The 24,988-nt window shown below is 73.5% G+C and carries 20 protein-coding genes; 8 read left to right on the forward strand and 12 right to left on the reverse strand.

The window, feature by feature from the left end:
* Nucleotides 1-828 precede the first annotated feature (828 nt).
* From ACSRUE_RS17385 to ACSRUE_RS17415, 7 genes are all read right to left on the reverse strand, one after another.
* The gene (locus ACSRUE_RS17385; protein ID WP_441291963.1) at nucleotides 829-1,623 is read right to left on the reverse strand and encodes a PP2C family protein-serine/threonine phosphatase; all 795 of its coding nucleotides are present in this window, start codon (nucleotides 1,621-1,623) and stop codon (nucleotides 829-831) included.
* A gap of 207 nt (nucleotides 1,624-1,830) precedes the next feature.
* A complete protein-coding gene (locus ACSRUE_RS17390) occupies nucleotides 1,831-3,225 on the reverse strand; it encodes a PGRS family protein (RefSeq protein WP_441291964.1) in 1,395 nt (464 codons plus the stop codon).
* Between the two features lie 212 nt (nucleotides 3,226-3,437).
* Nucleotides 3,438-4,472, reverse strand: coding sequence for a PEGA domain-containing protein (locus ACSRUE_RS17395; protein WP_441291965.1), 1,035 nt, complete (start codon nucleotides 4,470-4,472; stop codon nucleotides 3,438-3,440).
* Nucleotides 4,473-5,098: 626 nt separating this feature from the next.
* A complete protein-coding gene (locus ACSRUE_RS17400; RefSeq protein WP_441291966.1) occupies nucleotides 5,099-6,682 on the reverse strand; it encodes a PGRS family protein in 1,584 nt (527 codons plus the stop codon).
* 20 nt (nucleotides 6,683-6,702) lie between these two features.
* Nucleotides 6,703-7,854 carry a PEGA domain-containing protein gene (locus ACSRUE_RS17405; RefSeq protein WP_441291967.1) on the reverse strand — a complete coding sequence of 384 codons (1,152 nt, stop codon included), beginning with the start codon at nucleotides 7,852-7,854 and terminating at the stop codon, nucleotides 6,703-6,705.
* Between the two features lie 52 nt (nucleotides 7,855-7,906).
* Nucleotides 7,907-8,737, reverse strand: a complete 831-nt coding sequence (locus ACSRUE_RS17410) for a hypothetical protein (RefSeq protein ID WP_441291968.1) — start codon at nucleotides 8,735-8,737, stop codon at nucleotides 7,907-7,909.
* The gene (locus ACSRUE_RS17415; RefSeq protein ID WP_441291969.1) at nucleotides 8,738-10,912 is read right to left on the reverse strand and encodes a serine/threonine protein kinase; all 2,175 of its coding nucleotides are present in this window, start codon (nucleotides 10,910-10,912) and stop codon (nucleotides 8,738-8,740) included.
* A gap of 35 nt (nucleotides 10,913-10,947) precedes the next feature.
* Here ACSRUE_RS17415 and ACSRUE_RS17420 point away from each other — a divergent pair, with 35 nt between their 5' ends.
* Both ACSRUE_RS17420 and ACSRUE_RS17425 read left to right on the forward strand, forming a co-directional pair.
* Nucleotides 10,948-11,283, forward strand: coding sequence for a hypothetical protein (locus ACSRUE_RS17420; protein WP_441291970.1), 336 nt, complete (start codon nucleotides 10,948-10,950; stop codon nucleotides 11,281-11,283).
* A gap of 68 nt (nucleotides 11,284-11,351) precedes the next feature.
* Nucleotides 11,352-11,969 carry a sigma-70 family RNA polymerase sigma factor gene (locus ACSRUE_RS17425; RefSeq protein WP_441291971.1) on the forward strand — a complete coding sequence of 206 codons (618 nt, stop codon included), beginning with the start codon at nucleotides 11,352-11,354 and terminating at the stop codon, nucleotides 11,967-11,969.
* An 8-nt stretch (nucleotides 11,970-11,977) separates the two neighbouring features.
* Here ACSRUE_RS17425 and ACSRUE_RS17430 read toward each other — a convergent pair whose 3' ends face one another.
* The 3 genes from ACSRUE_RS17430 to uppS all read right to left on the reverse strand — a co-directional run bounded on the left by ACSRUE_RS17430 (nucleotide 11,978) and on the right by uppS (nucleotide 15,250).
* Nucleotides 11,978-13,264 carry a Glu/Leu/Phe/Val family dehydrogenase gene (locus ACSRUE_RS17430; RefSeq protein WP_044966251.1) on the reverse strand — a complete coding sequence of 429 codons (1,287 nt, stop codon included), beginning with the start codon at nucleotides 13,262-13,264 and terminating at the stop codon, nucleotides 11,978-11,980.
* A 316-nt stretch (nucleotides 13,265-13,580) separates the two neighbouring features.
* Nucleotides 13,581-14,402, reverse strand: coding sequence for a phosphatidate cytidylyltransferase (locus ACSRUE_RS17435; protein ID WP_437765290.1), 822 nt, complete (start codon nucleotides 14,400-14,402; stop codon nucleotides 13,581-13,583).
* A 2-nt stretch (nucleotides 14,403-14,404) separates the two neighbouring features.
* On the reverse strand, nucleotides 14,405-15,250 hold the full coding sequence (gene uppS / locus ACSRUE_RS17440) for a polyprenyl diphosphate synthase (protein WP_441291972.1): 846 nt from the start codon (nucleotides 15,248-15,250) through the stop codon (nucleotides 14,405-14,407).
* 58 nt (nucleotides 15,251-15,308) lie between these two features.
* Between uppS and ACSRUE_RS17445 the strand changes: the two genes are divergently transcribed.
* Nucleotides 15,309-16,688 (forward strand): 3-keto-5-aminohexanoate cleavage protein, encoded by a 1,380-nt coding sequence (locus tag ACSRUE_RS17445; protein WP_441291973.1) that lies wholly within the window; start codon nucleotides 15,309-15,311, stop codon nucleotides 16,686-16,688.
* Nucleotides 16,685-19,402 carry a hypothetical protein gene (locus ACSRUE_RS17450; RefSeq protein WP_441291974.1) on the forward strand — a complete coding sequence of 906 codons (2,718 nt, stop codon included), beginning with the start codon at nucleotides 16,685-16,687 and terminating at the stop codon, nucleotides 19,400-19,402. The genes ACSRUE_RS17445 and ACSRUE_RS17450 overlap by 4 nt, the downstream gene beginning before the upstream one ends.
* A 13-nt stretch (nucleotides 19,403-19,415) precedes the next feature.
* Here the strand turns inward: ACSRUE_RS17450 and ACSRUE_RS17455 are convergent, their stop codons facing one another.
* Nucleotides 19,416-20,381 (reverse strand): sigma-70 family RNA polymerase sigma factor, encoded by a 966-nt coding sequence (locus tag ACSRUE_RS17455; RefSeq protein WP_441291975.1) that lies wholly within the window; start codon nucleotides 20,379-20,381, stop codon nucleotides 19,416-19,418.
* 152 nt (nucleotides 20,382-20,533) lie between these two features.
* Entirely contained in the window at nucleotides 20,534-21,643 is a 1,110-nt protein-coding gene (locus ACSRUE_RS17460) for a DUF882 domain-containing protein (protein WP_441291976.1), read from the reverse strand.
* Nucleotides 21,644-21,990: 347 nt separating this feature from the next.
* Here ACSRUE_RS17460 and pilM point away from each other — a divergent pair, with 347 nt between their 5' ends.
* Genes pilM through ACSRUE_RS17480 form a run of 4 tightly spaced genes read left to right on the forward strand, consistent with a single transcriptional unit; the run spans nucleotide 21,991 to nucleotide 24,966 of the window.
* Complete coding sequence (gene pilM / locus ACSRUE_RS17465; protein WP_012238809.1) at nucleotides 21,991-23,052, forward strand: type IV pilus assembly protein PilM; 1,062 nt, start codon at nucleotides 21,991-21,993, stop codon at nucleotides 23,050-23,052.
* Nucleotides 23,049-23,693: a PilN domain-containing protein gene (locus ACSRUE_RS17470; protein ID WP_012238808.1), complete on the forward strand. Its 645-nt coding sequence runs from the start codon at nucleotides 23,049-23,051 to the stop codon at nucleotides 23,691-23,693. The genes pilM and ACSRUE_RS17470 overlap by 4 nt, the downstream gene beginning before the upstream one ends.
* Complete coding sequence (locus ACSRUE_RS17475) at nucleotides 23,693-24,331, forward strand: type 4a pilus biogenesis protein PilO (protein ID WP_441291977.1); 639 nt, start codon at nucleotides 23,693-23,695, stop codon at nucleotides 24,329-24,331. Before ACSRUE_RS17470 ends, ACSRUE_RS17475 begins: the two co-directional genes overlap by 1 nt.
* Complete coding sequence (locus tag ACSRUE_RS17480; protein ID WP_441291978.1) at nucleotides 24,328-24,966, forward strand: pilus assembly protein PilP; 639 nt, start codon at nucleotides 24,328-24,330, stop codon at nucleotides 24,964-24,966. Before ACSRUE_RS17475 ends, ACSRUE_RS17480 begins: the two co-directional genes overlap by 4 nt.
* Nucleotides 24,967-24,988: the final 22 nt, after the last annotated feature.

Below are 24,988 nucleotides of genomic sequence, written 5' to 3' on the forward strand. Positions count from 1 at the left end.
GGGCACACGCCCGCCGTGTCGCGCCGGAGCCGGCACGACCCGCACCCTGTTCGAGCCGTCCTTCGTCGCGCGCGGCGTCGCGGGCAGAGGTGCCCGCCACGCCCGCGTCGAGAGCGTGCGCGCGCTGCCGCGCGCCGGTCACGTCGAGCCGCACACCTCCGCGTGGGACCGCGCTCCGGCCGCACCGCCCGGGAGCGCTGCCTGCGGGCGCGGCGTCGCGGGGGCCGAGCGCCGCGCGACGGCGCTGCGCAGCGGAAGCGCAGCGAGGGTCAAGAGAAAAGGCGAGGAGGGAGTCGCTGTTCCTGGAGTGCGCGCCGAGCGCGGGGGTTGAAGACGATCCAGCCGTCCCTCGGCCAACCCGCCGGCATGATGGACCCCCTCCGCGCTGCGGGGGTGGTCCGCCGGTCGCCCTGCCGAGCCGTTTCCGGCCTCCTCTACTTGTCTAGTTCCGTCGAGCGGCCCCGGTTCGCTGCACAATCGTCCGCCGGTTGCATTTTTTTCTCCGCGGCCCCGGTGACGCCGTGCGTTGTATGACGCAGCGAAGCCGGGGCGGGGAGTTGTGCGACCGGGCTGTCGGAGGCTCACGGCAGCTTCCTGGGTGTCGGCGGCGAGGCCGTCCTGACCGGCGCCGGGGCCGCCCTTGCCGCCTTGACCGCCGGCGCAGCCGGGATTGGTGCTGCCGACACCGACGCCGCCCGCGCCGCCGTTGCCGCCCAGGCCTCCCGGCTGGAGGTTGAAGCCGTCCGCGCGGGCGCGCGGAGGCCGACGCAGCGCACCGCGCCACCAGCCCGGAGCGACGCGGCGCCGAGGAGTGCTCATCGCCATGGCTCAGCGCCCTCCGAGGCGTGCGAGCACGCACGTCACGTTGTCTCGGCCGCCGTGCTCGTTGGCGAGGTCGATGAGCAACTCCGCGGCGAAGCTCAGGTCGCGGTGCGCTTCGAGGATGTCGGCGATGCGCCGCTCGGGCACCGGGCCCCACAGCCCGTCGGAGCAGAGGAGGAAGAGGTCGCCCGGCAGGGTGGCCTCGACGCGCGATTCGATATCGACGTCGTCGCCGGCCCCGAGCGCGCGGGTGATGACGTTGGCCCGCTCGCTGAGCGCCTCGACCGCCTCCCGTGCTCCGCCGCCGTCGCGGAGCGTCTCTTCCAGCACCGTGTGATCCCGGGTCAGCCGCAGCAGCGTGCCGCCGCGCATGCGGTAGACGCGCGAGTCACCGACGTGCGCGATGTAGGCCATGCCGGGCGCGAGCAGGACGCCGGCGAAGGTCGTCGCCATGCCGCGCTGCTCGTCGTGCTGCTGGCTGGCCTCGTAGATGGCCCGGTGGGCGCGCCGCACGCCGAGCACGAGCCGCACCTCGTCGCGGTCGGCGGGGGTCGAGGCCGCGGCGGGCGCCGCGCCGCCGCGGGGCCAGATCCGTTCCAGGTCGGCGTCCTCCTCGAAGCAGCGCTGGACCACCTCGATGGCGATGCGGGACGCGACCTCTCCGGCCGCGCTGCCGCCGAGGCCGTCGGCGACCATGAACAGCCCCAGGTGCGGCAGGGCCGCGAAGCTGTCCTCGTTGTGGCGGCGGTGGCGGCCTACGTCCGATTGCGCCGCCGCCTCGATGGCGAGCTGTGGGTACACGATCGTCCTCCTCGCGTGCTCGTCGCCAAGACGAGCCGAGCCATGGCGCGCCGCGATGCGCGGCGCGCGTTTCGTTGTTCCTGCTCGAGCCGCGCCGCGCGCGGCCTTCGGCCTACGTCGGCGCGGCGAGCGCCGCGCGGTACATCCTCCCGAGCACGCCGAGCCCCGCGCCGCACCAAGCGCGCGGTGTGTGGCTCGGCCGTGCGGTCATCGAAGCTCCTGCTCTCCGGCCGTCGCGCCGTCCTGGCCGGCGTTGCCGGTGATGTTGTTGCTGCCGCCCGGACCGCCGGTGCCCGGGGCGCCTGGGGCGAGCGAGGTCTGGCCCTGCTGGACGACGGGCGTGCCGCGGAAGGCGATGGCGAGCGAGGGACCGCCGAGGCCGCCGCCGCCGGGGCCGCCGGGACCGCCCTTGCCGCCTTGGCCACCGGCGCAGCCGTCGCTGGCAGCCCCAAGCCCGACGCCACCGGTGCCACCCAAGCCGCCTGAGCCCCCCGGCTGGAGGTTGCCGCCCTTGCCGCCGTTGCCGCCGTGTCCGGCGGTGAGGGTGGAGTCGATGAGGGTGACGCTGGCGTCGATGCTGGCGAGGGCGATGCTGGCGCCACCCGCGCCGCCGCCCTTTCCGGCCAGGCCGCCGCAACCGCCAGCGCCGCCGCTGCCGCCGCTGGCGCCGGCGCCCGAGACACCGCCGGTGCAGACGGGGCCGCCCTTGGCACCGCCTCCGCCGCCGCCACCCTGACCGGGCGTGCCGGGCGTGCCGTCGCCGCCGGGCACGCCGGTGTAGCCGGCGGCGCTCAGCGCGCCGAGGCCGCTGGCTCCGGCGCCCGCGGGGCCGGGGGCGCCGTTAACGCCGGCGCTGCCACCGCCCTTGGTTGGATCGTTCGGGATGGCACCACAGCTCCAGCTGTCGCTCATCGACGGGGGCTCTCCAGCGCCAGCTTGTCCCTCTGCCCCAATCTGGCCAGCAACGCCTCCTGCTCCGTTGTCGACGTTCCCATTGCCACCGTTGCCAGCGATGGACAGCTCCTCGCCGCACGCGTTGACCACCTGCGCGCCGCCGTTGAGCGTCGCGTCGGGTCCCTCCACGTCATCGAGGTCGCTGCACGCATCGACGCCGTTGCTGCCGGCCGGCGCGCGCTCTGGCGCCGCGCTCGGCGCGTCGTCACCATCGGCGCCGTCGGCCGCGTTGCCGGCGACGAGCGCGCAGCGCGCGAGCTCTGCGGTGGCGCCATCGGCGAGCACGGCGATCGACGAGCCGCCTTTGGCCAGTGCGTCGGGCGCGCGCGCCTCGATGTCCTCGACGCGCGTGGTGCCCTCGCCGCGCGCGAGCGTCAGCGGGATCGCCTCCGCTTCCGGCGCGACGGTGGTCTTCGTCTGCGCGCCGATCCAGGTCCAGCCGTTCGCGCAGTCGAGGCCGCCGAAGAGGGAGACGCCGGCCGGGACCTCGGCCGATTCGGCGAACGGCTCGGCGCACGCGTACACGTCGCTGTCCGTCGCGCGGGCGCGCCGGAGCGCCTCGGCGAGCGTCTTGACGGGGTCGGCCTTGGTGCCCTTGCTGCCGTCGTTGCCGCTCGCGGCGACGAATACGCCACAACGATCCTCCACAGGGGCGGCTTCCTCGTTCGGCACGCAACCCGCAGCGCTGGCATCGCGGTCCCAGAGCCCACGGTACTCCTCACACATCAGCGTGCGCTTGCAGTCGCTCGCGCGATCGCTCCATACGCCGTCGCATCCGCCTAGGAGGGCAACGGTGAGCCCGACCATGCCGAACGGCGAGGTCAGCGTCCGGGGCGACCTTGATCGTTTGCGCGTCTTCATCACCAAGCTCCCTGCGCGATGATGCCGGCGCCACGTGCGCCGAGGTTGGGGACCAGTCGCATACTGTGCGCGCTCCCCGACCGTTTGACTGGCCACAGCGAGTACGTCAGCGCTCCAGCGAGCAGTAGCCCCGAGGTCACGTAGGCGACGCGCGCCGCGTTGGAGAACCCGTCCACGCGCCCTTCTCCATCACGAAGCTTGGCGCACGCTCCGCCCTGCTCGGCTGGAGCGTCGATGCAGCCACCGCCCGCATTCCAGATCGCGGTTCGCTGTGAGCTCGTCTCCGCGCTCGCCTTGTTCGCCGCGACGGTTGTCCCCACGCCCACGCCGAGCGCCACGGCGCTCGCGGCGCCGAGGGCGATCACCGGGACCCAGCTGCGCTGCTCGACGTGCGCCGGACCCGGGACGTGCTGCCCAGGCTTTGCCACAGGCTGCGCGGCGCTCGGCCCGTGCCCCTCCGCGTCGCCCGTCGGCGCTCGCGCCGCGTCGCCCGCCGCCGTGTTCTCTCCTGCCTTCACCGCCGCCTCGCTCTTCACCAGCGCCATCGCCAGCGTCACCGCGGCGGTCTCTCCCTTGGCGACGCGCACGGTCTTCTGCGCCGGCGCGTAGCCGTCGAGGCGCGCCTCGATCGTGTGCTCGCCGGGCTCGACGAAGATCTCTCCCGCGAGCGGCGCCTTTCCGGCGGGCTTGCCGTCGACTCGCACCTCGGCGAGCGGCGCGCTGACGGTGACGGCGAGCGCGCCGACCTGGGCGCGCGACATGGCGAGCCGCTGCTGGGCGGTGGGCTTGAGGTGGGCGACGGCGCTGAGCAGCGGCCAGTGCCGGAGCGCGAAGGAGAGGTGCTCCGCGGCGAGCGCGTGCTTGCCCTGCTGGTAGGCCGCGCTGCCCACGTTGTACGCCACGTCGAACGTCGGCCGCGCTTCGGCCCGGTCGCCGAGCGTGACGAGCGCGCTCGCGAGCAGCAGCGCGACCGCCGGCGCGACGCTGCGACAGGAGCGCCGTGGTGTCGTTCTTCGATCTCGTGCTCGTGTCATCGCCATCGTGTCACCCATGCCTCATCGCGGGCACACGCCCGCCGTGTCGCGCCGGAGCCGGCACAACCCGCACCGTGTTCGATCCGTCCTTCGTCGCGCGCGGCGTGGCGGGCAGAGGTGCCCGCCACGCCCGCGCCGAGAGCGTGCGCGCGCGCTACCGCGCGCCGGTCACATCGAGCCGCACACCTCCGCGTGGGACTGCGCTCCGGCCGCACCGCCCGAGAGCGCTGCCTGCGGGCGCGGCGCTGCGGGGGCCGAGCGCCGCGCGATGGCGCGGCTGCCGTGCGGAAGCGAAGCGAGGGTCAAGAGAAAAGGCGAGGAGGGAGTCGCTGTTCCTGGACTGCGCGCCGAGCGCGGGGGTTGAAGACGATCCAGCTGTCCCTCGGCCAACCCACCGGCATGATGGACCCCTTCCGCGCTGCGGGGGTGGTCCGCCGGTCGCCCTGCCGAGCCGTTTCCGGTCTCCTCTACCTTTCTAATTCCGGCGAGCGGCCCTGGATTGCTGGGCAATCGTCCGCGGGTTGCATTTTGTTCTCCGCGGCCCCGGTGACGCTGTGCGTTGGATGACGCAGCGAAGCTGTGGCGGAGGGCGGGGAGGGGAGCCGTGGGGTCAAGGTGTCGGGGGGTCACGGCAGCTCCTGCGTCTCGGCGGCGAGGCCATCCTGGCCGGCGTTTTTGGTGATGTTGTTGCTGCCGCCCGGACCGCCGGTGCCCGGGGCGCCGGGGGCGAGCGAGGTCTGGCCCTGCTGGACGACGGGCGTGCCGCGGAAGGCGATGGCGAGCGAGGGGCCGCCGAGACCGCCGCCGCCGGGGCCGCCGTTGCCGCCCTTGCCGCCTTGACCACCGGCGCAGCCGGGATTGGTGCCGCCGACACCGACGCCGCCCGCGCCGCCGTTGCCGCCCAGGCCTCCCGGCTGGAGGTTGCCGCCCGTGCCGCCGTTGCCGCCGCGCCCGGCGGTGAGGGTGCAGTCGATGAGGGTGACGTTGGCATCGACGCTGGCGAGGGCGATGCTGGCGCCGCCCGGAGCGCCGCCCTTTCCGGGCAGGCCACCGCAGCCGCCGGCGCCGCCGCTGCCGCCGCTGGCGCCCGCGCCGGGGACGCCGCCGGTGCAGACGGGGCCGCCCTTGGCGCCGCCTCCGCCTCCGCCACCCTGGCCGGGCTTGCCGGGCATGCCGTTGCCGCCGGGGACGCCGGTGTAGCCGCTGGCGCTCAGCGCGCCGAGGCCGGCGGCGCCGGCGCCGGCGGGGCCGGGGGTGCCGTTGGCGCCGGCGCTGCCACCGCCCTTGGTTGGATCGTTCGGGATGGCACCACAGCTCCAGCTGTCGCTCATCGACGGGGGCTCTCCGGCGCCAGCTTGTCCCTCGCCCCCGGTCTGACCTGATGCGCCGGCCGTGCCGTTGTCGACGTTTCCATCGCCGCCGCGCCCGCCGATGGACCGCTCGTCGCTGCACGCGTTGACCACCTGCGCGCCGCCCGGCAGCGTCGCGTCGGGTCCCTCGACGTCGTCGAGGTCGCTGCACGCATCGACGCCGTTGCTGCCGGCCAGCGCGCGCTCGGGCGCCTCGCTCGGTGCGTCGTCGCCGTCGGCGCCGTCGGCCGCGTTGCCAGCGACGAGGGCGCAGCGCGCGAGCTCGGCGGTGGCGCCATCGGCGAGCACGGCGATGGACGAGCCGCCCTTGGCCTGCGCATCGGGCGCGCGCGCCTCGATGTCCTCAAGGCGCGTGGTGCCCTCGCCGCGCGCGAGCGTCAGCGGGATCGCCCCCGCTTCCGGTGCGACGGTGGTCTTCGTCTGCGCGCCGATCCAGGTCCAGCCGTTCGCGCAGTCGAGGCCGCCGAAGAGGGCGACGCCGGCCGGGACCTCGACCGATTCGGCGAACGGCTCGGCGCACGCGTAGACGTCGCTGCCCGTCTCGCCGGCGCGCCGGAGCGCCTCTGCGAGCGTCTTGACCGGCTCGGCCTTGGTGCCCGCGCTGCCGTCGTTGCCGCTCGCGGCGACGAACACGCCGCAGCGGTCGTCGACGGCGCCCTCGGCTTCGCTCGGGATGCATCCCTCTACCGGCTCGCCGCTGCTCGTCGTCGGGCGGAAGTGCTCGCACGTGAGCATCAGCTCGCAGTCGTCGTGGATGTAGAACCAGAGCCCATCACAACCGCCGGCGCCGATGACGAGCGCCGTGGTCGTCGTGAGCGCGCGAATCGTTCGATGCGTCATCGCGTAACCTCTCCGGCTCATCACCACGCTCCCGTAACGATGACGCCGCTGCCCTGCAGGCGTACATCGGGTCGTACCGACAATCCTGTCGAGGTGGTCCCTGCTCGCCTGGGCCAGAACGCATACGTCACGGCGGCGAGTGCGGACACGCCGGACGCGATGTAACTGGCGAACGCGGCGGTACCCAGGCCGTCGGCCTCAGCTCCCAATCGATCCAGCTCAGCACACCGCGCGGTGAATGCGACCGACGGCACGATGCACTGCCCTCCGGCGCCCCGGATCGAGCGGCTCTGTGCGTGCGCTTCGTCATTCGCGTTGTTCGACGCGACGGTCATCCCCACGCCCACGCCGAGCGCCACGGCGCTCGCCGCGCCGAGCGCGATCACGGGGATCCAGCTGCGCTGCTCGATGCGTCCCGGAACCGCGACGTGCTGCTCCGGCTTTGCCGCAGGCCGCGCGGCGCTCGGGCCGTATCCCCCCGCCTCGCCCGTCGCCTCTCGCGCCGCGTCGCTGGCCGCTGTCTTTTCTCCAGCCTTCGCCGCCGCATTGCCTTTCGTCACCAACGCCAGCGTCACCGCGGCGGTCTCCCCCTTGTCGACGCGCACGGTCTTCTGCGCCGGCGCGTAGCCGTCGAGCCGTGCCTCGAGGGTGTGCTCGCCGGGCTCGACGAAGAGCTCGCCGGCGAGCGGCGCCTTGCCTGCGGGCTTGCCGTCGACGAGGACCTCGGCGAGCGGGGCGCTGACGGAGACGGCGAGGGCGCCGACGTGGGCGCGCGACGTGGCGAGCCGCTGCTGGGCGGTGGGCTTGAGGTGGGCGACGGCGCTGAGGAGCGGCCAGTGCCGGAGCGCGAACGAGAGGTGCTCCGCGGCGAGCGCGTGCTTGCCCTGCTGGTAGGCCGCGCTGCCCACGTTGTACGCGACGTCGAACGTCGGCGTGAGCGCCCAGGCTTCGAGGAAGACCGCCTCGGCCTCCTTCCACTTCTTCTCCGAGTAGAGCCGCACGCCCTGCTTGTAGAGCGCGTCGGCGCGCGCCGTCGCCTCGTCGGGCGCCGCGGCCTGCGGCGATGCGGGCGCCGCGCTCTGCGGCGGCGCGGGCTGCGCGAGCGCGCGGCCCGAGGGAGCGAGCGCGCACGCGAGGGCGAGCACGGAAGCGAGGCATCGTCGGTTCATCATCAAGAGCTCCAGACCAGAATGAGTGTCCTGGGGCGGGCCTGCGCCGTCCCGTTCAGTGCATGATATCCGCCGCGATCTCGGGAGGCGCCGGGGAGACCTCCGCCGGAGGCGGGCGGGCCCCGGCCGGCGCGCGCGGCGCCGGGACCGCAGGGCGTGCGCTCGCGCCTGCCTTCGGCGACGGCGCTTCGTCGCTCGCGCCTGCCTTCGGCGGCGGCGCTTCGTCGCTCGCGCCTGCCTTCGGCGGCGGCAGCTCGTCGCTCGCGCTCGCCTTCGGCGGCGGCGCCTCTTCGATCGCGCCTGCGTCCACGGCCGGCGGCGCCCCTGGGCGCGTGCCTGGCTGCGCCGCCGCCGGCGCCCCGGCGCTCGCGCCTGCCCCCGCCGCCTCGGCGCTCGGCCGCCCCGGCGCCGTCATCGCCCCCGACGGCGCCACCGGCGCCGCGGAGGCGACCGGCGCCTCGGAGCGCCTGAGCCGGGAGAAGAGCTGGTACGTCGCCAGCGGGCCCAGCACCGCGACGGCCAGGAAGACGGCGATGCGCCCGCGGGACATGCCGCGCCGCCGGTCACGCGGCGGCGCGGCGTCTCGCGCGGGACCCGCCCCGGTCTGCCCTCCCGCGACCTTCGCGGCCGCAACGGGCGCGACCGACGCAGCGGACCCCGGCGCCGGCGTCTCCGCCGGCTTGGGCGGCGCGACCACCACCGGGAACTCGAACGGCGCCTGCCCAGCCCCGTTCCCCTGCCGGAGATCATCGAGCGCCCGATCGAGCTCCGGGTTGTTGAGCGCCTCCCGGTACCGCTCCTCCGCCAGCGCCGGATCCGCCGTCCGCGCGATGGTCTTCAGATCCGGCATGTACTTGCGGATGTCGTCGTCGTCCCTCGCGCCCATCTACGGCCTCCTCGGGTGCGGCTTCGGCGCCGGCGCTTGCTTCACGGGGGCGCGCCTCGGCGGGCTCTTCGGCATCGGGTAGAAGTCGTCGGGATCCTCGCGGAGGCGCTCCGGCCAGAGGCGGTCGTCGCCGTCGCTGCGCGGAGACGACCGCCGCGCCGGCTGCGACGCGCGGTCGGCCGACAGCGCGGCCGGCGCGCTCCGGCGCGGGGCCGCGGGCGTTCGTGAAGCAACCGCCGCGGGCGTCGCGGCGGTCGCAACCGGCTCGGCTTCCGCCGGGGGCACGACTCCCGCGACCGCCACGGCCCCCCCGAGCTGCGCCGCGGCGGTCGTGGACGGCGCCGGAGGCGGCGGCGGCGGGACGTCGCGCGCGGCGAGCTCCGCCGCCGCCGTCGCCGCCGGGGCGGCCGGCGGCTGGCCGGCGCCTTCGGGCGCCTCCGGCGCAGGGGCGACCACGGCCGGGCTCGCCGCCGCGGAGCGCGCGAGCGCGGGCGCCGGCTGCTCGGGCGAATTCGCCTCGATCCCGCGTGCGACGAGGACGCCCGTCGCCGCCAGGGCGACGATGAATAGCCCCAGCGCCGGGGATGCCGCGAAGCGCCGCAGCGCGCCCGGGATGCGCCGCGCTCCTGGCGGGGCAGGCGCGCCAGGCTCGACGTGCGACGCCCGCTCGCCCACCTCGGAGCGCCGCTCCGGAGGCGGCGCCGCCGCCGACATCCACGGCGACGCAGGCGCCGCCCGCGAGGACGTCGCCGCCGCAGGCACCTCCTGGTGCGGCGGGAGGCCCTCGTGACTCTGCGGCAGGAGGCCCTCGTGACTCGCGCGCAGCGCGTCCGGAGGCGCACGGAACGCCTGCGTCGCGATGTCAGGCTCGGATCGGGCGCGCGCCGGCCACGCGGGCAGCGGCAGGGTCGTGGGCATCCGCTCCGTGAACCCCTTGCCGCGCAGCTCGCCCGAGGCGCCGCCGCTCGCCGGCGCGAACGGCAGCGCGCTCGCGAGCGGTACGAGGCGAAGGGGATCGAGCGGCTCCGTCGCGTGGACGGCGCCCGCCGGCGGGGCGGCCGGCGGCGCCGCGACGGCCGCCACCTCGGCGCCGGTCGGCCGGGCGGCGCTCGCCGTCGCGGCCGCCTCCGCCTCGCTCGCCGGCCGCGCGCCGGCGCCGCCCGATCCGTCCGATCGGTCGAGATCTGCCGCGGAGAACGCCGCCTGGCGCGCCACCGTCCACCGCCCGTGCGCGAGGTGCTGCGCGAGCGCATGGGCCGGCGGCACCTGCCGCTGCAGGACACACTCGTCCACCAGCGCGCGGAGCGCGCTCTCCACCTCCGTGAAGGTCTGGAACCGCGCGTTGCGGTCGATCGCGACGCACCGGGCCACGAGCGGCCACACGATCTCCGGGCAGTCGGGGACGAGCTCGTGCACCGGCACCGGCTCGGCGAGGAGATGCCCCGCGAGCGTCTCCTCGGCCGTCGGCGGATCGGCGTCGTTGATGAACAGGTGCGTCCCCGTCAGCACCTCGTAGAAGATCGCGCCGAAGGCGTAGATGTCGGCGCGGCTGTCCGGCTTCTGGTGCGGGATCTTCTTCGCCAGGCTGTAGATCGTCTTCACCTGCTCCGGCGACATGTACCGGATCGTCCCCACGTCCGGCATGTCGTCGGTGTTCATGCCCCCGTCGGCGAACTTGGCGATGCCGAAATCGAGCAGCCACACGTGCCCCCGCGCGTCGCCTTCCGTGCCGATCATGATGTTCTCGGGCTTGAGATCGCGGTGCCAGATCTTCTTCGAATGGACGAACCGCATCGCCTCGGCGACCTGGAGCATGATGTACAGCGCGTTCAGGAAGTCGAAGCGGTACGCCCTCGTGAGCAGCCGCCGCAGCGTCCTGCCCTCGAGGAACTCCATGACGATGAACGCGACGTTGTCCGGCGAGACGCCGGCCCGCCGCATCGACACGATGTGCGGGTGCCGGAGCTTCGGGTAGAACTTGCACTCCTGCCGGAAGCGCCGCGCGAAGTCCTCTCGGCTCCGGTGCCGCGGCGACATGCACTTGATGGCGACGATATCCTCGGAGTACTCGTCGACGGCCCGGTACACCTCGCCCATGCCGCCGCGATCGACGACATCGGTGATGCGGTACTCCAGGAAGGTGTCGCCCGGCCGGAGCGGCGCAGGGAGGCTCATGCGCGGACCTCCGGGCGGTCGCGCCGAGAGGGCGTATGGGGTCTCCTGACTGCGGAGGCGAGTCGCGGGGGGCGACGGCGGGGGCGCAGGACGACACGCTGGCTGACGAAGGTGAAGATCCGGTGATCGAGGCGTGCCTTCGAGACGCCCTGGCTCCCTACACGAAGGCGCTCTCGCCGGAGCAGCTCCTGGGCTACCGGCGTTATCTCACGGTGTTCATCAAGACGCACCCCTCGGCCGCCCCGCTGTACGAGCGGCTCCGCGGGCGAGCGGCCCTCGACGCGAGCGCCGCCGTGCCGAAGGAGAGCGACGGAGACCACGAGGACGGTGCCCTGGTGTGGCCGGATGGCACGTGGGGAGAGCGCGGGTGAGCGAATCTCGGCCCCCTCGCGCGCCGGACCCGCGCCGCGATCCACGCGTCGTACGCGCTCTCCCGGAGGTGCGCCGCATCGCGCGAACCGTCGCGCGCACCTACGGGGTGCGCCCGCGCGACGTGATCGAGGAATGCGAGCAGATCGCCTGCCAGGCGCTCGTCGAAGCGTTCTCCGGGTTCGATGCGTCCCGCGGTGTGCCCCTCGTCCACTTTGCGTGGAAGAGGGTCGTCGGCGCGGTGAGGGACTGGATCGCTCGCGAGGCGTCGCCCTCGCGTGCCGGGGTCGACGCCGGGGACCACGTCGCTGACGCGCTCCGCTTCGAGGGCGATCCGTTCGAGGGCGACGGCGCGACGCTGGAGCGGCTCTCAGGCTCCTGCCGAGCGCTCGCCTTCGCCTGTTTCCTGGGCGACTGCCCCGAGCTCCTCGACGCCGGGCCGCACGACGCGCTCGTGCGCGCCGAGACCCTGGACGCGCTCGCCCAGGCGCTCGATCGCGCCGACGAGCGCGAGCGGCGCCTGATCGCGCTGCGGTACGGAGGCGACCTCTCCTGGGCGAAGGTCGGCGAGGAGCTCAGCGTCCACGAGAAATTCGCCCAGAGGCTCGATGAGCGGCTCCGCGAACGGTTAGGACGAGCCCTCCGCCAGCAAGGGATCTGCGAGGCCCCGCCGGCGGAAGGGGAGTAGCGTACGGCTCAGGGGAAGATCTCGCGCTCTCCGTACACCGCGGCGAGCCGCTGCAGCGCCACGGCATACGCCGCGAGCCGCAGCGTGCACTTCTTCTGCCGCGCCATCTCGGTCACCTCGCGGTAGGCCCGCTTCATGGCCTTCTCGAGCCGGGAGTCGACCTCCTCGAGCGTCCATGTCTCCGAGCGCTTGTTCTGCACCCACTCGTAGTAGCTCACCGTGACGCCGCCCGAGTTGGCGAGGATATCGGGCAGGATATGGATCCCGCGCTCCAGGAGGATCTTCTCCCCCTCGGGCGTGCACGGCCCGTTCGCGCCCTCGGCCACGAGGCGGACCTGCAGCCAGCCCGCCTCCTCCACGCCGACCTGGTTCTCCAGGGCCGCCGGGATGAAGATGTCCGCCTTGAGCCGGAAGAACTCCTCGCGGCTGATTGGCTTGCCGGCAGGGTAGCCCGCGATCGAGCGGTTCTTCTTCACGTAATCCTGCAGCTTGTGCGGATTGAACCCTTCCGGATTGTAGAGATACCCGGTGTGATCGCCGACCGCGACGGTCGAGGCGCCGAGCTTCGACAGGAGCACGGCCGTGTTCGAGCCGACGTTGCCGAAGCCCTGCACGAGCAGCGTCGCGCCGCCGAGGTTCACGTCGTTGTCCTCGGCCCACTCGGTGATGCAGTGGACGACGCCCTGGCCCGTCGCCTTCTCGCGACCGTACGTGCCGCCCGACGCCACCGGCTTGCCCGTCACGACGCCCTTCACCGCCTGCTTGAAGAGCTGGCCGACCGTGTTCATGTACGTGTCCATGGCCCAGGCCATGGTCTTCGCGTCGGTGCCCATGTCGGGAGCCGGGATGTCCGTCTCCGGGCCGATGTTCCCGCCGAGCGCATGGAAGAAGCGGCGTGTGATCCGCTGGAGCTCGGCGCGCGACACCTCGTTCGGGTTGAACTTGATTCCCCCCTTTCCGCCGCCGAGCGGCAGGTTCATCAGCGCGCACTTCCACGTCATCATCGCGGCCAGCGCCTTGAGGTCGTCGAGCGATACCGTCTCGTGATATCGAATGCCCCCCTTGAACGGCCCGAGGAGGTTGTTGTGCTGGATCCTGTAACCCTTGAAGAGCCGGATGCTGCCGTCATCCATCCGTACAGGGAAATTGACGATGATCTCGTTCTTCGGCTGGCTCAGGATCGTGGTGATGTAGCCCGGTACCTCGATCAGCCGGGCCGCCTCGTCGAGATAACCCTGGACGACTTTGAAGAACTCGTATTTGTGCCTGTGGCTCGGAACAGCAGGGACGCTCACAGACGGAGTCGCGTTCTTGGTACTGAGTTGTTCTTCCATGGCTATGTAACTTTCTAGTGCGCCGAGCGCTTCCGTTCAACGTCGGGCGCAACCATGCGATGCGTCATCGCAGCTCCGGACGGGCGGGGCGATGCGTCAGGCCGCCAGTGTGCGAGGAGGCGCCGCGTTGACGGCGGGAGAGCCGCGTCGGGGGGCGAGGCTGCGGCGCGCGCGCGTGCGATGTGGGTGTCGCACATCGATGGATGCGCGGTCTTTGGACGACGCACGACGCACGACGCACGGCGCACCGCGCGCGGCGCACCGCGCGCGGCGCCGTTCAGGGCCTCGACCACAGGACATACAGATACGTGATGGTCCCGGTCACGAGCAGGGCATCGACGCGGTCGAGGATGCCGCCGTGGCCGGGCACGATCCCGCCAGAGTCCTTGATCCCGAAGGAGCGCTTGAACAGGGACTCCCCGAGGTCTCCCGCCTGACCGAGGCCGCCCGCGACGATCGCGAGCGCGAGCGCGTCCACGAGCGGCAGCGACCGGAGGAACCAGAAGTGAGCAAGGAGCGCGCCGATCACGGCGAAGAGCAGGCCGCCGAGCGCGCCCTCGACGGTCTTCTTCGGGCTCACGGCCTCGTAGAGCTTGCGCCGGCCGAGGAAGCGGCCGGCGAAATAGGCGCCGGTGTCGGAGAACCAGGAGAGCAGCATCGCCAGCACGACGAACGAGGGGCCGTCGGCGCCCCCGTCGCGGCGGAGGAGCGCCAGCGCGCCGAGCCCGCCGCCCACGTAGAGCGGGCCGAAGGTCATCGCCAGCACGCGCAGCGCCGCGGTGCGCATCTCGCCGAGGCGCACCAGCGTGATGAGCATCGCGACGAACGGGAGCAGGAAGATCAGCGCGAGGAGCGCGCCCGGCGAGCCGCTGAATCGCCAGATCACGCCGAGGACGGCCAGGGTGAGCGCGACGCCGATGGCCCGCGCGACGCGGTCCTCGGCGTGCGTCATCGCGAAGAGCTCGAGCGCGCCGATGGCGGAGGCGACCGCGACGAGCGCCGCCCAGCCCCAGCTCGGGCCGAGGTAGAGCAGCGAGAGGAGCAGGGGCGCGGCCACGAGCGCGGTGAGGACCCGCATCGTGAGGTTGGAGGCAGCCAATCTCAGACCCCCGTCCGTGAGCCGTCGTGGGAGGCATGCGAGGCGGGCGCGGCGAGCTCGCGCGCGCGCCACGGCCGCTCCGCGTCGAGCGCGCCCCGCGCGCTGGCGGGCTCGCCCCCGGCGCCGCCCTCCGCGTCGTGCGCGGCGGCGCCGCCGCGCCGCTGGTAGGCCGCGATGGCGGCGAACAGGTCGTCCTCGGTGAAGTCGGGCCACAGCCGCTCGGTGAACGACAGCTCCGCGTACGCGGCCCCGTAGAGCAGGAAGTTGGAGAGCCGCTGCTCGCCGCCGGTGCGGATGATGAGATCCGGCTCGCCCACGCTCAGGCTCGGCAGCCGCGCGGCGAGCAGCGCCCCGTCGATCGACTCCGGATCGAGCCTGCCGGCGACCGCCTCCATCGCGAGCTCGCGCGCCGCGGCGGCGATCTCCTCGCGCGCACCGTAGGACAGCGCCAGCGCGAGCGTCATCTGGCGGTTCGTCGCGGACGCCTTCCGGAGCGGGTCGAGCACGTCGCGCACGCCCTCGGGGAGCCGGCTGATGTCGCCGATCGCGACGAGGCGGATGTCGTTCTCGAGGATCTCGCAGCGCTCGCTCATCAGGTACTCGCGCAGCAGCCCCATCAGCGCGTCGACCTCGTTCCGGGGCCGCGCCCAGTTCTGCTCGCTGAACGCGTACAGCGTCAGCGCCTCGACGCCGAGCCTCCGGCAGACGCGCACGATCCGCCGCACGGCGGCGCTGCCGGCCTTGTGCCCGGCCTCGCGCGGCTCGCCGCGCAGCTCCGCCCAGCGGCCGTTGCCATCCATGATGATTCCGACGTGGCGCGGCAGATTTCTGGCTTCTACGAGGTTCATCGGCGGGGGCAGTTTCCTCTGTTGACTACCGACTGTCGACTGTTGAGTCTTCACGCCCATGAGCACAGGGGTTGGTCTCACGGTCACGCTGCGCGTCAGGATGGGCGCGCACGACGCACATTACGCGGGCGAGCTGTGCGATGGAGCGCGTATTCTCGCGCTCTTCGGGGACGTCGCGACCGAGCTCCTGATCCGCCTCGACGGCGACGAGGGGCTCTTCCGCGCGTACGAGGCGGTCGAGTTCCTCGCCCCGGTCCGAGCAGGCGACTTCATCGAGGCGACCGGGGTGGTCACCAAGGTCGGCGCCACGTCGCGCGCGATGGCGTTCGAGGCGCGCAAGGTCGTCGCCAGCGTCCGCGAAGCCGGGGTGGCGCCCTCGGCGGCCGACGCGCTGGCCGAGCCGGTCATCGTCTGCCGGGCGCTCGGCACCTGTGTCGTCCCGAAGGAGCTCCAGCGTCGGCCGCGCCTCGTCCTGCCGGCGCTGTCGGCGCCGCCCCCGGACCACGCGCAGCTCCCGGAGCCGCGGCCCATCATCACGCCGCCCCCCCGGATCCTGGTCACGCCGCCGCAGAGCGCCCTCATCCTGACGGCCGCGATCGTCGGCGCGGAGACGACCCGGGCGCAGACGCCGCACCTCCCCATCACGCCGCGCGAGCTCGCCGACGAGGCCGCCCGCTGCCGCGACGCGGGCGCCTCGGTGGTCCACCTGCACGTCAGGAACCCGGACGGGTCGCCGAGCCAGTCGCGCGCGCTGTTCGCCGAGGCGATCGCCGCGATCAACGAGAAGACGGACGTCATCGTCCAGACGTCGACCGGGGGGGCCGTCGGGATGAGCGTCGACGAGCGCGCCCAGCCGCTGCTCTGCAGCCCCGAGATGGCCACCCTGAACTGCGGGACGATCAACTTCGGCGACGGGATCTTCGACAACACCCGGCCCCTCATCCGGGACATGGCGGCCCGGATCCGCGCCGGGGGGAGCGTCGCCGAGCTCGAGTGCTATGAGGTCGGCCATATCCATGAGGCGCTCAGCCTTGTCGCCGAGGGGCTCCTCGCGGAGCCGCTCCACTTCCAGTTCGTCCTGGGGGTGCCCGGCGGCATCGCGGCGCGCGAGGACGTGCTCCGGTTCATGATCACCCAGATCCCGCAAGGCGCCGCCTGGGGCGTCGCCGCCGTCGGCCGCCACCAGCGCCCGATGACCGAGCTCGCCATGCAGCTCGGCGGGCACGCGCGGGTCGGGCTGGAGGACAACATCTACCTGGACAAGGGCGTGCTCGCCGAGGGGAGCGCGCCGCTCGTCGCGCGCGCCGCCGCCTTCGCGCGGAGCGTCGGCCGCGAGGTGGTCGAGCCGGACCGCGCGCGCCAGCTCCTCGGGATCCGCCCGCGCGCCGCGGCCCAGGCCGGCGCGGCCTCCGGAGGGAGCGCGCGCGCGCAGGGATGACGGACCGACCGCTCTCGCCGTGGATCGATCACCTGCGCGGCCGGCTCCCGATCGTGCTCGGCGTCGCTCTTCTCGGGGCCGTCGCGCGGCTCTCGACCCCGCCCCCGCCGGCGCGGACCGCGGACGCCATCGCCGGGATGCTCGGGGAGGCGATCGGCGGCGCCGTCGACCCGGACGACTTCGTCTGGGAGGAGCGCGGCGGGTTCTTCTCCGACGCGCTTCTGGGCCGCCGGGTGCTGTTTCTTGGTGTCCCGCGCCTCCCGCAACCGGGCGCCGCGGAGCGCGCGCCCGACGCGGAGCGCGCGCCTGACGGGCGCGGCGCCGCCGACCTGTACCGGGCGCGCGTGCGGCTCACCCGCTCCGGCCGGCCGGTGAGCCTGGACGGCGTGCGCAACCTGACCGGGACGCCCCTCGGCGACGATCGCGGCCTCGTCGCCCGCGGCAGCCGCGTCGCGGTGACCACCACCGCGTTCGGCGTCGTGCAGGGGATCACGCAGCTCGATCTGGGCGGCGATGGGCGCGCGGGAGCGCGGCCCGTCGGCGAGCGGCTCCGCGCGGCGATCGACGGCTGGCTCGAGACCGGGAGCGTGGACGGCGCGTCGCGCACCGAGATCTCGTTCGACAACCCGCCCGCGTCTGCGCAGCTCGACCTCGTGGACGAGGGCCTGGTGATGGCGCTCGGGCCGGAGGCGGTCCCGGCGGCGCTCAACGCCGGCACCGGCGAGGTCGACACGGGTGGGCGTGATCCGTTCGTCGCCCGCGCGCACCACCTCCCGCGCCGCGTGCCCTCGCTCGGCGAGCTCGCCGGGCCGTCCGCCGAGCGCCTGCTCGGTCCGAGGGCGGCGGCCGCGGTCGAGCGGCTCGCGCTCGCCGCGGATCGCGCGGCGGCGAGGCTGCGCGCCGCGCCGGCCGCCGCGTACGTGACCCGCGGCCCCGCGTCTGCCGAGCCCGCGCCGGAGGGGTGGCCTTCGCTCTGGCCGCCGCCGCCGGTCGCGCCGGCGGTCGATCCCCCGCTTCCGGGGGAGGGCGCCTGGGAGCTGGTGGCTCCCTCGCTCCCGCGCGCGCTCCCCGGCGTCGAGGAGGATCCGCGGCGCCCCTCCAGCCCGTTCGCCGCGACGACCCTCCGGCCCGATCCGCGGCGGCCGGAGTTGCGCGTCCACCTGCTCGCGATCGACACGCGGCACATCCGGTTCACCTTGCAGGCGGGATACGAGGCCCCCAGGCCGACCGTCGGCCCGCGCGGCACCGGGCAGCTCCCCGACGCGTCGACGCTCCGCGGCGCCATCGGCCTCGGCGCCTCCACGCGCGAGCCGGGCGCGCCCCCCGCCGGGACGGCGGCGCTCGGCATGGTCGTCGGCGGCCGCGCGCTCGTGCCCCCGCGCGACGGCGCGGCGACGCTCGGGGTCGACCTCTCGGGCCGGCCGTACTTCGGCGCGTGGCCGTCCGGCGGGGACGTCGAGCGCGTCCCCTGGGCGCTCTGGCAGCGCCCGGCGGCGAGCCCCGGCGCGCCCCGCGCGGAGGGATCCGCGCGCTTCCCCTGGGCGCTCTGGCAGGGCCCCTCGCTCTTCGAGGCAGGGAGCGCCGCGGCCCCGCTCGCCATCCTCGCCGGCCCTCCCGCGGAGCGCGCCCCGGCCGGCGCGACGCTCTCGCCCGGCGGCGGCGACGACCTCCTGGTCGAGCGCGCGGCGCTGTGCATGACCGACCGCGGCTTCGTGGTCCACGCGTGGGGCAGCGCCCTCGACGCGGCCGCGCTCCGGGCGGCGCTCGAGCGCGCCGGGTGCCTGGCCGGCGTCTCGCTGGGCAGGGCGCCCGACCCCCTCGGCGTCGCCTTCCTGAGCCCCCGGCAGGACGGCGTCCTGACCGCCGAGCGCCTCTCGCCCGCGATGTCGATCGCGCCGCCGGAGCACGCCGCGGCCGCGTCGCCGCGCCCCTTTCTCTTCTTCGAGTCGCGCTGGACGCACGTCCCCCCGGCGCCGGACCTGTCGCTGCCGGGCGAGCGCGTGGGCTGGGCCGAGGACGGCGGCGCGCAGCCGCCCCCGGCGTGGAGCCCGGCCGTGTACGCCGCCGACACCGTGCACCTCGGCGCGCAGGTCCGCGTCCACGCCTTCGCTCCGGACCGGTTCCTGTTCCGCCTCCGCGCCGGCTCGCGCGAGATCTCGCCGCGGAGCGCGCCGAAGCTCGACGCCGAGGTGCCGGCCGACGAGCGGCGGCAGGTCCTCGCGGCGATCGGCGTCGGCACCGGCCGGCGGCGGGGCCCGCGCGGGCTCGCCGTGGGCGGCACCGTCGGCCTTCGCTTCCGCGGCGAGGGAGGCTTGCTGCTGGTCCGCCAGGGCCGCGTCGAGATCCGCCCGGCGGGCGGCGCCCCGCTCGCGCCGGGCGCGGACGCGACCGAGCTGCCGCTCACCGCCGACGACGGCAGGCTGCGGCCGGAGGCGCGCGAGATCGGGACCATGCGCCGGCGCAGCGCTGCCTGCGTGCTCGACGACGGCACGCTGCTCGTGGCCACGACCACCTTCGACAGCGACGAGGCGACGACCGAGGCGCTGCTCGACCTCGGCTGCGCCCGCGTGGTCGCGCTCGATCGCGGCGCGCACCGCAACGCGTTCGTGCACCGGGCCTCCGGGGACCCCGCCCTCCAGCAGACCTACGAGGAAACCGCGCTCTTCGCGGTCGGCGTCGCGATGCCCGGCCGGGCGCGCCGGCTCGCCCCCTGAGCGCGGGCGGCGGTCAGGCGTGGGACAGCATGCCTCGCAGCATGCCGAGCGCGCGCGTGTGCAGCTGCGAGACGCGCGGCTCGCCGATCCCGAGCTCTGCGCCGATGTCCTTCAGCTTCGCCCCTTCGAAGTAGTACATGCCGATCACGCGCCGCTCCCGCTCCGGGAGCTGCGCGATCGCGAAGGACAGCGCCCGCCGGGTCGCCTGCGCCGAGATCGCCTCGATCGGGTCGTCTTCGCCGGACATGTGCACCGACTCCTCGGTCGGGGTCACCTCGCTCAGGCTCACGAAGACCGTCGCGCCGCCGACCCTGCTGGCGGCTTCCGCCTCGACCGCCTCGCGCGCTCGCCGCGAGAGCCAGTCCTGCGCGCGGAGCTCATCGACGATCGCGCCGCGGATCCGGAGCTTCGCGTAACCGGCGAACGTCTCGCCGTCGCTCCCGCCGTTCTTGCGGAGCGAGTCGACGAGCCCCAGCATCCCTGCGCTGAGCAGGTCGTCGCGCTGCACGTTGGGCGGCAGGTGGCGCGACACCTGCCGCACCAGCTTGCGGACGAGCGGGAAGTACCCCCGCAGCACCTCCGGGCGGAGCGGCGCGCACGTCGGCTCGTGGTCGCGCGGCCCGCCCGCGCAGGCCGCCCCGGGACAGCGCGGCAGGCTACACGGGCCGCCGTCCGGCTCGATGTCCGGCTCGCCGTTTGGATCCAGCAGCTGCCACGGACCCTCGTAGGTGCAGGCCGACGTGACCTCCACGGATTCCCAAATTTCGTGCGCGGATCTTGACGCGGCCTCCGCGGCCTCCCAAAGCTCGCGGGAGAGCGACGCCGCCGGCTCCTGCACCGCGACGCTCGGCGCTCCATCGAGGCCGAGCGCAGAAGGCGCCGCGATCAGCGCGTGCTCACACGGGACGACCGGACACGCCGCGCCAAAGGCGACCGGCTGGACGAACCCGCCCCCGTCACAGCACGCGGAGAGCGACATGGAAGGAGCGAGCCCCTCCCGCTGCAGTCGGGTCGATTGCTGCACGTGAGGTGGATTGGTGCCACAACTCTCGCAGCGTGCAAGGCAGAGCCGCGCAATTGTGTCTGGTGCGGATGTTCAGTGTGTGGATTATAGCCAGCGGCCGGGACAGCTCACCTTTTCGCGGGCGAAGTTTCAGGAGCAGGGGTGGGTGAACCTGACCCCAGGACCTTCTCCGTATCGCTGCCGCTGCGCGCCGTGTCCGAGTTTGTCCCTGTAGTATTCATGGTTTGCGGCTGAGTGGCACGGGGCTCGCCTGACCCATAGACCTCTTCTTCTGCGGACACGGGGACATCGCGCGCCGCTTCATCGGCCCCGACAGAACCCTTCGCTCCCGCGTAGCGCGGCGGCTCTCCAGGCCCTGAGTAATCCACCCAGTACACTTTATCTGATCTGACGTCCAGGTGAACGAACGTAGAGTTGGGATAATATCCGACACCTGCGTTGCGGAAACCTCGGCAGAAATCGCGGACCACGGTGTTGGGCACGCCCTCGACCATGAAATCGACGGCGCGACCGTGGTTGTGGTTGGAGTGCGGGGTGTACTGGGTGGGTGAGTAGGGGCGATAACCGCTGACGACGCGGAGGGTCCTGCCGCCGAAGTGGTCGCTCACCATGCCAATCAGCGTCGCGAGCCGCGGATCGATGGGAATCGAGGCGGTGGGGGACGCGCGCATCAGCCGGCTGAGCTTGGGGAGGGCCTTGGGCACGAGCCGCCCCTTCGGCGTGAGCAGCCGGATGTCCAGCCGCTCGGTGCCTCGCACCAGGCGGACCCATCCGGGGCGCTTGGGGCGCTGCGCATAGCGCTTGTTCGGCGGCATCGCCGCGTCGCTCTTCGTCGACCCCTTCCCCGGGGGACGGGCCGCGGCGCCGCGCTCCTTGGCGCCGGCGCCGCGGCTCCGCTCGCGCTCGTCGCGCAGCGCGGCGGCCCGGCCGGGCGCGCCGCGCGTGGACCGCGTGCGCGCGCCGGGCTCACCCCGCTCCGGGATCACGAGGACGAGGCCCGGGTGGATCCGCTGGCCACGCTTGAGCCCGTTCGCCTCGCGGAGCGCGTCGACCGTGATGCGGTACCGCTTCGCTATCTTGCCGAGCGTCTGGCCGGCGTAGACCGTGTGGTGCCCGTCCTCGGCGATCGCCGTGCCCGGCGCGGCGCTCACGAGCAAGGCCGCCGCGAGGGCGGCGAGGGCACATCGCAGCCGCGATGACCAAGAGGTGGGTTCCATCGCGGCCCCGGCGCGGGGGCCGATGCCGCAGAAACGGGAGAACTCCGGATGCATGAGGGGACTCTGACCTGATGTCATCCGTGCCCGACGACCGAGCCCCGGACGGTGCTACCCTGGGCTGGCGCGCGCTCGCCGGCCCGACCGGCGGCGCAGCACCGCATATCGAACTTCGATAGGCGGGCGGGAGGCGAGCGTAAAGCGGTTTTTTGCCCAGCGATCGCCGGTGGTGCGAAGCTTCGCCAGAAGCGACCAGAGGCGATCGCAGGGGATCGGGCGCCCGGGAGCCGGGCAACGCAGCCCGGGCTTCCCTTGCTTCACCACGGCGGGCGCGGAGCAGGACGGACGGGATGTCGGAAGGCAAGAACTTGATCGGGGTCGATATCGGGTCGAGCGCGATCAAGATCGCTCAGATCAAGGAAGGCCGCAGGGGCTATGGCCTCGTGCGGCTCGGTTACGCGCCGCTCGCGCCGCAGGCCATCGTCGACGGCCACGTCATGAACGCGCAGGCCATCGTCGAGGCGCTCGGCCGGGCCTTCTCCGAGGCCAAGATCCGCCAGCGCGAGATCGCGCTCAGCATCAGCGGCCAGGCGGTCATCATCCGCAAGATCACGGTGCCGCTCATGACCGCCGCCGAGCTGGACGAGCAGATCCAGTGGGAGGCCGAGCAGCACATCCCCTTCGACATCAAGGACGTCCACGTCGACTACGAGGTGCTGCGCCGGCGCCCCGAGGCCGGGCAGATGGACCTCCTGCTCGTCGCCGCGAAGCGCGACGAGATCAACGACTACACCCAGATCGCCAGAACGGCGAAGCTCAAGCCCATGGTGGTCGACATCGACGCGTTCACCGTCCAGAACCTGTTCGAGGTGAACCGCGGCATCCCGCCGGACCAGACGTTCGCCATCATCAACGTCGGCGCGAGCCTCGCGTCGATCAACATCGTGTCGCGCGGCGCGAGCGCGTTCACCCGCGACATCGGCAACGGCGGCAACTACATCACCGAGCAGATCCAGCGGAAGCTCGGCATCAGCTTCGAGCAGGCCGAGGAGTTCAAGTGCGCCAGCGTGACCTCGGGGCCGGGCGGCGTGCCCGCGCAGGTCATCGAGACCATCGAGCAGGTGTGCGACTCGATCGCGGGGGAGATCCAGCGCTCGCTCGACTTCTTCCTGGCGACGAGCGGTGAGGGCGACATGCACCGCATCTACCTGACCGGCGGCTCGTCCAACCTGCCGGCGCTGCCCGCCGCGATCGGGCGGCGCGCCCGGGTGGCCGTCGAGCTGATCCAGCCGATGGAGCGCATCACCGTGGAAGCGAAGGAAGTCAACCAGGAGCTGCTCCGGCTCCGGGCGGCGCAGTTCTGCGTCTCGCTCGGGCTGGCGATGCGCAAGGACCGGGAGAAGCGCTCGTGATTCGCGTCAACCTTCTCCCGCAGCGGCGCGGCACGCGCGGGGCCGCGCCCCAGGCGAGCCAGCGGTGGCTGCTCGTCACCCTCGGCGTCGTGATCCTCGAGATCGTCGCGCTCTTCCTCTTCCACCAGACGAAGGTCGAGGAGCTCGACGAGCAGAACCGGAAGAACTCGCTGCTGCAGAGCCAGATCCAGGACATCCGCACGCTCGTGGCGAACCACGAGGAGATCAAGAAGGCGCTCGAGGTGCTGCGCGCGCGCGAGGACGCGATCGCGAAGCTCCAGGCCGCGCGCAGCGGGCCGACCGCGGTGCTCCTCGAGCTCGCGCAGCTGCTCACGAACGGCAAGGGGCCGACCGCCGACCCGGACAAGCTCGCGCAGCTCCGCAAGGAGAACCCGCTCGCCGTCTACAACCCGTCCTGGGACAGCCGCCGGCTGTGGCTCACGAGCTACGTCGAGTCCGAGCGGACCGTGCGCGTCGAGGGGCTCGCGCGCGACGGCACCGACGTCTACGAGCTCGCCCAGCGGCTGAAGCTGTCCTCGTACTTCTACGACGTGCAGCTGCTCCCGGGGAAGAAGGAGAACGAGAAGGCGTCGCGGCTCGAGCTCGTCTCGTTCGCGCTGCAGCTGAAGGTGAGGTACTGATGGCCACGAAGCCCATGCCCGTGCAGGCCGGCTCGGCGCTCGACCGGCTGCCGCCGCTCGCCAAGCTCGGCGTCGGCGCGCTCTTCGCGGCGCTCGTCGGCATCCTGTACTTCGTCGGCTTCTACGCCGACGTCGACTCGCAGATCGAGGGCGCCGTGCAGAAGCAGGGCGTGCTCCAGGCGGAGCTCACCAAGGCGCAGGCGTCCAAGGCCGCCTACCAGAAGGACCTCGACGAGAAGACCCGCCGCGAGCAGATGAGCCGCGAGCAGAAGAAGATCCTCCCGGACGAGTCCGAGACGCCGGCCTTCCTCTCCGCCATCCAGGGCGTGGCGACCGTCTCCGGCGTCAACCTGACGTCATGGAGCCCCACCGAGGAGATCCCGCAGGAGTTCTTCTCCAAGGTGCCGATGCAGCTCACGCTCTCCGGCAAGTTCCACCAGGTGGCGAAGTTCTTCCACGGCGTGGGGCAGCTCGATCGCATCATCAACCTCGAGGAGGTCGAGATCAAGGAGCCGAAGGTCGTGGGGAGCGACGTGGAGGTCAAGGTGCAGTGCCTCGCGACCGCGTTCCGCGCCGTGCGCGCCGGGGAGACCGCGACGAGCGGCGTGAAGCGCCGCAGCGGCGGAGGTGTCCGGTGAAGGCCGGCCGGATGATGCTGCTCGCCCTCGGGGCGACCACCGCCGCCGCCCTCGCGCTCGCGGGGTGCGAGGAGGAAGCGCCGATGACCTCCTCCTCCCGGCCACGCCCGCCCGGGGCGCAGGCCTCCGCGTCGCCGCCGCGCGCGCCCGCGGCCGGCGCCGCGTCCGCGGACGCCGGCGCGCCAGAGATGCCGCCGCTGCCGCTCCGGGAGTTCCAGGAGGCCGACTTCTCCGAGAGCGACCGGAGCCGCGACCCGTTCCGGAGCTTCGAGTCGCTGTTCGCGACACAGGCCCGGGGTCGGGTGACGATCCAGCGCCAGGTCCTCGTGGATCGCTTCGCGCTCGACGAGCTCAGGCTGGTCGGCGTCGTCTCGCGCGCGCCCGCCCGCGCGCTGCTCACCGATCCCACGGGGCTCGGGTGGGTGGTGAAGGTGGGCGATTTCGTCGGCAAGGCCGAGATCGTGCACGCGGGCGGCCCCACGGGCGTCGACGTGGCCGTCAACTGGCGCATCGATCGGATCCGCGACTCGGACGTCGTCTTCATCCGCGAGGACCCGTCGCACCCGGAGATCCCGCCGACCACGCGCGTGATCGCGCTGAGGCCGCTCGGCGAGGAGAACGACGGGACCCCGTGACCGCCACGAATTGGGCCCGCGC

Origin of the sequence: Sorangium sp. KYC3313 (assembly GCF_052075895.1) — a bacterium.
In the GTDB taxonomy this organism is placed as follows: domain Bacteria; phylum Myxococcota_A; class Polyangia; order Polyangiales; family Polyangiaceae; genus Sorangium; species Sorangium cellulosum_B.